This is a genomic window from Endozoicomonas arenosclerae, from assembly GCF_001562015.1.
Taxonomy (GTDB): domain Bacteria; phylum Pseudomonadota; class Gammaproteobacteria; order Pseudomonadales; family Endozoicomonadaceae; genus Endozoicomonas_A; species Endozoicomonas_A arenosclerae.
The window spans coordinates 1-7,085 of sequence record NZ_LASA01000129.1 but is presented as its reverse complement, the minus strand read 5'-3'; the positions used below and the strand labels follow the sequence as shown (position 1 = coordinate 7,085).

The 7,085-nt window shown below is 47.6% G+C and carries 8 protein-coding genes; 3 read left to right on the top strand and 5 right to left on the bottom strand.

Going from position 1 to position 7,085, the window contains the following annotated elements:
- A partial coding sequence (locus tag WG89_RS29560) for a transposase (RefSeq protein ID WP_172806871.1) occupies positions 1 to 154 on the bottom strand: 154 nt, incomplete at its 3' end.
- A 100-nt stretch (positions 155 to 254) separates the two neighbouring features.
- Between WG89_RS29560 and WG89_RS20210 the strand changes: the two genes are divergently transcribed.
- Positions 255 to 710 carry a GNAT family N-acetyltransferase gene (locus tag WG89_RS20210; protein WP_062269200.1) on the top strand — a complete coding sequence of 152 codons (456 nt, stop codon included), beginning with the start codon at positions 255 to 257 and terminating at the stop codon, positions 708 to 710.
- Between the two features lie 124 nt (positions 711 to 834).
- A complete protein-coding gene (locus WG89_RS20205) occupies positions 835 to 1,200 on the top strand; it encodes a SpoIIAA family protein (protein ID WP_062269198.1) in 366 nt (121 codons plus the stop codon).
- Positions 1,201 to 1,264: 64 nt separating this feature from the next.
- On the opposite strand, the gene WG89_RS20200 is transcribed toward WG89_RS20205, so the two are convergent.
- Genes WG89_RS20200 through WG89_RS20185 form a run of 4 tightly spaced genes read right to left on the bottom strand, consistent with a single transcriptional unit; the run spans position 1,265 to position 6,363 of the window.
- Positions 1,265 to 1,540 (bottom strand): hypothetical protein, encoded by a 276-nt coding sequence (locus WG89_RS20200; RefSeq protein WP_062269196.1) that lies wholly within the window; start codon positions 1,538 to 1,540, stop codon positions 1,265 to 1,267.
- Positions 1,541 to 1,586: 46 nt separating this feature from the next.
- The gene (locus WG89_RS20195; RefSeq protein WP_153301715.1) at positions 1,587 to 5,117 is read right to left on the bottom strand and encodes a hypothetical protein; all 3,531 of its coding nucleotides are present in this window, start codon (positions 5,115 to 5,117) and stop codon (positions 1,587 to 1,589) included.
- Between the two features lie 8 nt (positions 5,118 to 5,125).
- A complete protein-coding gene (locus tag WG89_RS20190; RefSeq protein WP_062269192.1) occupies positions 5,126 to 5,938 on the bottom strand; it encodes a hypothetical protein in 813 nt (270 codons plus the stop codon).
- Between the two features lie 14 nt (positions 5,939 to 5,952).
- Positions 5,953 to 6,363 (bottom strand): hypothetical protein, encoded by a 411-nt coding sequence (locus WG89_RS20185; RefSeq protein ID WP_062269190.1) that lies wholly within the window; start codon positions 6,361 to 6,363, stop codon positions 5,953 to 5,955.
- A 355-nt stretch (positions 6,364 to 6,718) separates the two neighbouring features.
- On the opposite strand from WG89_RS20185, the gene WG89_RS20180 reads away from it, so the two are divergent.
- Positions 6,719 to 7,085: transposase (locus WG89_RS20180; protein ID WP_172806870.1), on the top strand; the 367-nt coding region annotated here is incomplete at its 3' end.

Sequence of the window (7,085 nt, the reverse complement as noted above, 5' to 3'; positions counted from 1 at the left end):
TTTCATAACGCTCTGAGATAGCCAAGCATACCTCCTTCAACGTCTTGTCTACTTCATCGCTAAAGACCACTCTTCGATACTTTGCTGGACAGACCAAGTGATACATAAGAACAGTGACATTGTGGGATTTGTGGATGAACCTACTTTTAGCCATCCACAAAATGTAGTCACAAGTTCATGCTGCGGCTAATGCCGCAGAAACGCAGCAAGCTGCGGGGAATATGACCCGTAGAGATTAAACCTGAATACGCAGTATGAATATAAAAATAGATGACCTCAGTGGTAGGGAAATCGCCCAACTGCTTAAGGCACACCTTGACGACATGTACACTCACTCTCCAGCCGAGAGTGTTCACGCTCTGGACATCGAAAAACTGAAGTCACCTGACATCACGTTCTGGTCAGCCTGGGTCGGTAGTCACCTGGCCGGTTGTGGTGCACTGAAGATGCTCTCGCCCCAGGAAGGTGAGATAAAGTCCATGAAAACCGCCCCCCAATTTACCCGGCAGGGTGTTGCATCCTCTCTGTTAAAAACCATTCTTGATGAGGCTGAAAGAAGACAGTATCAGACGGTTTATCTTGAGACCGGCTCCATGGAACATTTTGAACCTGCCTGCCGACTCTATGAGCGCTTCGGGTTTCAGAACTGCGAGCCGTTTGGCGACTACAAAGAAGACCCCAACAGCCTGTTCTACAGCAAACAACTCTGAGTATTCTGTTTCTGGTGTTTCCAGTGTGGTGCATTATAGTTCTCTTTGCCCTTCTCCCCGTTTGAGAAGGGCACAACTGTTTTTCTTGCTCGAATACATCATCAGACGTAAGCAGGTGCACCCCATGATCAAACAGCTGCCTGAGAGTGAGGGCTCAGCCCTGGGCTTTGAAATCACTGGTAAAGTCTCACTGGAAGAAGAGAAAGAATGGATACAGAAGATTGAGGCGGTTCTGGAAAATCATCAGAAAGCCTGTGTTCTTGTTGTCCTTTCAGACTCAGCAAGCTGGGGCGTTCAGGCCGGATTTGAAGATCTGAAATGGGTTATGAGTCATCTGAAGCGGCTGGATAAAATCGCCATTGTATCCGACAGCAAAGTCTGGAAATGGCTGGTTGCTGCAGACAGTCCTTTTGCCGAGCTGTTTGGCATTCATGAAAAACACTTTGAACACGCAGACCTGAACAAAGCCTGGCAATGGATCAGGGAATAAAAATCCATGATCGTTTAAAAGAGAAAAGACAATCAGTCCAGGCGACTGATTGTCTTAATGCTTTTTACAGGTTGTAGCACTTGCCTGCAGAACTTCTCCAGGATTTTCCTCTGGATTTCACCTTGCAGTTATGGGCATCACGATGACTCAGCACCTTACCTTTACACTTTCTGGCGGAGTAACAGGTCTGGGATGTCATCAGAACTTCTTCCATAGAATCCAGGGTATTCTGGATTTCTTCCGGTGATCCGGTTTCATGAAGCCCTTCCAGTTTGTCTTCGTCCGCCATTACATTGAACGACAGTAGACCGACCAGCACAGCAAATATCATATTTTTCATGGTTTTCTCCTTGTTGTAATTCTTAGATTCTTTACAGGTTGCCTTGTTATTTCTGCACTTTTACAGCTTCTGAATGCACCTGGGGCTTGCCTTGCCTTTTACCAGCGTCAGTTCCAGTACTCAGTATTGCTTTCAGCGAAGTATGAGGGCTCTGGCTCAAATCAACCGGCACTTTCAAGATCTGCTGACCTTTGTGAATACCCCAGAGCGTCCGGGTCGCCAACACTTCCTGGATACCGTCTTCACTTTTATTGCCGGCAATAATCAGGTGCCTGAGTGAAGCGTCATGGTCATCACTCTGGATAGAAACATGGACAACATGAGATTCTGCGTTCTCGGGCTGACTGTTCTTCAGTACTTTCAGCGCAACAGAGGGGTATGATTGAGCAGCAAGAGAGGCTGTTGCAGCACCCGTTTTATCTTTGAAGATGTAGAAATAACTGCCGCCCCAGGGCCAGATACCTTTGTTATTCCCACCTTTCTGCTGATTACCTGAGAACAGATCACCACCGGATCCCGTAGACTCCACAGAAATCACAAAACGGTAAGGCGTAAATTCACTGCCCGCCAAACCCGTAGTATCCCAGACCGCAACCACTTCTTTTACAGCCTGTGCTGGCAGATTTATGGGGTTACTGGTTGCAAAGTGGACAGGTTTGCCAACCGGCTCTTTCGTCGATGGATCATAAGTCTGATAGGCGAAATGAACTTTCACCTGGGTGGCTGATGTATCCAGAGACAGATTGTAAGCTTTCGCCACTACACGAATCTTGTCGCCTTGTGTAGCGCCTCCGGTGAGATAGGGGTAACTTTTGATGGAATCATCATAGGTGGCCGATGTCAGGGCAACCCCTCTCATCCAGTGATAGCTTTCGCCGGGATTGAGTTCCCAGTCAGCATCCATCTGACTGTACTTTAACCGGTTTGGCAGGTTCACCGCAGGATCAGCAGCCCCACCATAAGTGCTCTGCCACCAGGCCTTACCCGAGTTGGAACCCAGAGGGTCAACGGCATGAGCAACCTTGATGCCACCGCCTTTGCTGATGTAGATCAGGGTTTTATAGTTGTAGGACTTGTCAAAAATACCATCCACTTCCGGCTGGTTCAGGGTTATACCCTTGGACTGCTTCATGGTTCTTTCTGACAGAGAACTGTTCTCCCAACTGGACTTGCTGTCCAGACTGACGGAACCTTCTGTCTCAACAGAGCCCTCTACAAACTCAATATCTGCCGACGCTGTAAAGCCAATGCTGACATCGGTGGTATTGGACAGATTGTAGTTATAGGTTTTCTCTACAGAGCCGCCTGATTCCTCGGTGTAGTTCAGCTCAAAGGTTTGCATGTTGCCATCAAACGTTCTTACCACTCCCGCATTCAGAGGCTTGGTGACTTTAGTCTTGCCCTGTTCAGTAGTGAACTCAAAACTCCCCAGGTCAGAAGGGAACTCGGGATCACTGATCAGCGGGTAACTAAGAGCATTATTATTAATGTGTCTTGGATTGAACCAGTCTACAGAACGACCGGCCGCTGAGAATTGCTGCATCACACCCGGAATCAATACATCGTAGTATGGATACTGTTTCTTCTCGCCCAGATCCAATCCATAAACAGGGTATCTCCAAATATCAATCAGCCTGGCATTCCAGATCAGATGATCATCCACTGTAGTGGAAGCAGAACGTTGGGTCAGAATGGATTGGTAACTGGTGTTCACCGATCGTTCCATGGTGCCATGCTCATAGGAAAATGCCGTTTTCTGGGTGGAAGTCACTTCCGCCTTGGCAATTTCCATAACATCACCACCCACTGTTTCACTGACCGAGAAGGAAGCACTGGAACCAAACTCAGACGACATCTGATCCGTCGATGTCTGTTGCAGGGTTTGCTCCTTGCTGTCGATCAGTTCGACATAGAACATGGTGTCACCGGAGATATTAATGATCTCGCAATCGCCGCCTCCTTCAGGAGGAATGCAATCCACATGTCTGGGAGGCATGTAAATCACATATTGTGGGTCAATCAGATCCTGAACCCGGATATGAGCCGGATTGCCGAGGTAAAAGCTTTTTCCCTGACTGTCGAGAGCCACCAGTGGCAGCCCATACTCCAGCCCTGACATTTCATAGAGCGGCTGTCGATCATCCCAGACCGGTGTCACCTTAAAGAAGCCTGCAGTCTGTTTCGAGTACTCGACTTTCGCCACTACCAACTCAGGAATAGAAGCCGTCGGGCTGCCTTCCGAAAGGGTAGGAATAGCTACTGCGATCTGGTCCAGAGGGCTGACAGCATCGTCATGCAAACCAATAAAATTACCGGCTGCGATAGTAGGTCCTACGCCATCAGTTCGAGAGACATGGCTTTTACTGCTGACGGTTTTCTCCTGACTGATAATAAATTGTGTCAACTCCTGAGAAGGCATAACAATCTGGGTTCTGACTTTCTTATCGGAACCCGCCCAGGTAATCGCCAGCTGTCGGGTATGGAAGGCAAAAGGCATATTACTGCCCTGAGTCTGGGCAGGGTCAAAGTGGAACAGACCTGCAGCCATATCAAAAAAGGAACCGTGAGCAGGTTTGCCAGTCAGCTTCGCCTTGATTTGGGCTGGATCAATTTTGAGTTTCTTGGCCAGAACGAAATAGGAAAGGTTAATCTGAGCCCCTTCCTGATCAGGATAATAGGCCAGCATCGCCTGATCGGATCCCAAAGAGCCAAAATCCCCTGAAACTAGCTCCAGAGAGCGAGGCCTGGCCGCCGTAGTTAACTGTTCTGCATCGGCGAGTTTCAGAGTTTGCTTTCGCGGCTTATATTGAAAGCTCTTGAGCAAAACTTTCCCTTTACCCCCAACTCCCGTAGTGGCATCTGCCGCTACAAGAATATCCAGCTGACTGTCATTGTCATAGTCACCCAGAGCCAGGGAAACATCGCCCGTTACTTTAGTGTCGGAAGAATCCACCCAGCTAGCCAGAGAAACCAGAGCTGCGGGTGAGCCCTTTTTAGCAGGCTTATAGCCAAGCACGTCCACCGTCAGATGATCATTGAGATTCTTGCGCGCCACCACTAGTTCCATATGGATCATGCCGTTTTTAAACGAAGCACGATCCATAAGTCCTGCTGCTGCATCAAAGTTTCGAGCATTACCTTCTGGACCTGGATCCGAAAAGTTATAGGCCAGAAAATCCCCGTTACCTATAGCACCAAAGCCTGTATAAAGGCTGACACCAAATGCCGTTGAACAAACCGCCTGTTCAAACAGGGGGCTGGATATACGACCCGAGGTTAATCTTCGGTTAGGTGTGGTATTACAGATATCAGTGGACTTAAGTTGCTGCCCCTGCTGGGACCAGACATTTAATTTCGAATCCTGGGCATAAAAGTCCAGTAATACACTCGAAGAGGCACTGTTTGTGGCAGTTATCAGACCAATGTCGTCGACATTGAAAATTGTCAGGTTATCCGGATTCCGGACAGGATTATCCTGCCCGGGATCCTGGTCTGAACCATCCGCTTGAACACTGCAGCTTGCTGATAGCAGAATACCCCCTGCCAGAGCAAAGCTGCTGAATAGTTCCTTGAACATTGCCATCCCTAGTTCATTCTGCAGAAGTTAGCGGTGTAGTATGGGGCCTGAACGGCACTGTCGTATTTTGAGCTGTCAGTATCTACAACCGTATTACCGGAGAAACCGGTATCGCCTGCACCTGCATAGCCATGGGCACAACAGCCCGAACCACCCGCTATATCATGCCCGGGAAGATTGATGGTACCGCCCATAGTGTGGTCATGAGTTCTGATTTCACCGGGATTCAGTGCTTTGCCACCAAAGGTGGCACCTGGTACGCCACTGGCTGGCAGACCCACAGGATAGCGACCGGATGCTGCATAAACAGGTGACCAGCTACTGGCTTCACATTGCGGCATCAGATAATACGTCATCAGGCCTGAAGGAACCGTTCCAGCCGAAGGATCTGGCGCAGCACTCTTCATACAGGCGTTGTACTGGATATAGGGCAGGTTTCCAGATGCTGATTCTGTCGAACCGGACATACTTTGAGTGCCTGAGTCACCCAGACTGTCGTTACAGCAGCCACCAATAAGAATGAACTCTTTGGAACTGGTCGTAATCGAACCCGTTGCATCAGCATGAACATGGCTGGGTGTTTGTTGCGAGGTCAAGGCTTCCCCTACAAAGCTGCCAACCCCTCCTCCCCTCATACTGGGTATAAGAAAACGGCCGTTAGCGGAAGCCAGGGATGTACTATCCCAGCCGTCAGGACAGGCACCATTAAAGAAGGAAATAGTGAACATGGGTAAGGCATCACTGGCAAACAATACCGGTGACAAAAAAGCTGTAAATAATGCAGCCGTTACTTTTTCTCGGAGGTTAATTCCAGTTTTCATAACTCTGCTCCTTGTTAATTTGCCTGACAAACCAGTAATTGAATAAATGGCAGTCCACTGGTTGAAGCACCACTGGTGACTGATTGAGAATGACTGCCTTTACTGGTGGCCTGACTGTTACAACAACTGGATGCACCCGAGATATGATGAGAAGGCAAATTAACGGTCATTGTTCCACTATGGGTATGCGTTCTGTCTTCCTGATCTTTCAGTGCTGTACCGAATGTTTTACCCACATCACCCACATTGGTTGTTACTAATAACATTCGCCCCGCTGCGTCTGCAGCAGCAGTACTGCCTGCAGGACAAGCTGTTCCTTCGGCAAAGAAAATCATTTTGGAAGGCAAAGCGGCTGCCATACTGGCCTGGGCAAAAATCAGCGAGCAGCAGAAAGCCGCGCAATAACTCAGCGATTTTTTTATCACGGTAAAAGTCCTTGTTGTTTGAGAAACTGGTTAGATTCCCTGAAGGCATTTTTTTTGATTAGTGTGTCTACTAAAATACCTTTTAATTCAATGAATGCAATCAATGACGACAACTGACTTGTTAAAAGAAAGATTTACTTTTAATTAATTTTTTGACTAGATAGTCTGGATTAAAAAGACACCCTCCGTTTAATCAATTGAACAACCTCCATATTAACTTTTTATTAATTTTTCATTTCTCATATTCAATGAAAAGCACTTCAAACTTATTTTCTTTCCTGTCTCTTATTAGGGAACCTGCGAATAAGTTCCTGATCATGAGATAATAATCTCAGCAGCTTGATCAGAGGTAGTCATGGACCAACAACTCTCTTTTTCCGACAGTGAATTCAGCCAGAAGCGACGCAGAACTCGTAGGGAAATTTTTCTTGAAAGAATGGAGGTTCTGATTCCATGGAAACGCTTAGAGGCTGTCATCGAGCCCTATTACCCTAAGCGTGGCAACGGAAGACCTCCTTATCCCCTACCCACTATGCTGCGAATTCACTGTCTCCAGCAATGGTATAACCTCAGCGATGAAGGTATGGAAGACGGTTTGTATGAAATAGCTTCCATGAGATTGTTTGCCCGATTAACTCTGGACAAACCTATACCCGATCGCACAACAATCATGAACTTTCGCCATCTTTTGGAAAAACATCATCTGGGTCGAGCTATTTTTC

Excerpts from the sequence above, each read along its gene's own strand:
- WG89_RS20195 (WP_153301715.1), bottom strand. The coding sequence starts at position 5,117 with ATGTTCAAGGAACTATTCAGCAGCTTTGCTCTGGCAGGGGGTATTCTG.
- WG89_RS20200 (WP_062269196.1), bottom strand. The coding sequence starts at position 1,540 with ATGAAAAATATGATATTTGCTGTGCTGGTCGGTCTACTGTCGTTCAAT.
- WG89_RS20190 (WP_062269192.1), bottom strand. The coding sequence starts at position 5,938 with ATGAAAACTGGAATTAACCTCCGAGAAAAAGTAACGGCTGCATTATTT.
- WG89_RS20210 (WP_062269200.1), top strand. The coding sequence starts at position 255 with ATGAATATAAAAATAGATGACCTCAGTGGTAGGGAAATCGCCCAACTG.
- WG89_RS20205 (WP_062269198.1), top strand. The coding sequence starts at position 835 with ATGATCAAACAGCTGCCTGAGAGTGAGGGCTCAGCCCTGGGCTTTGAA.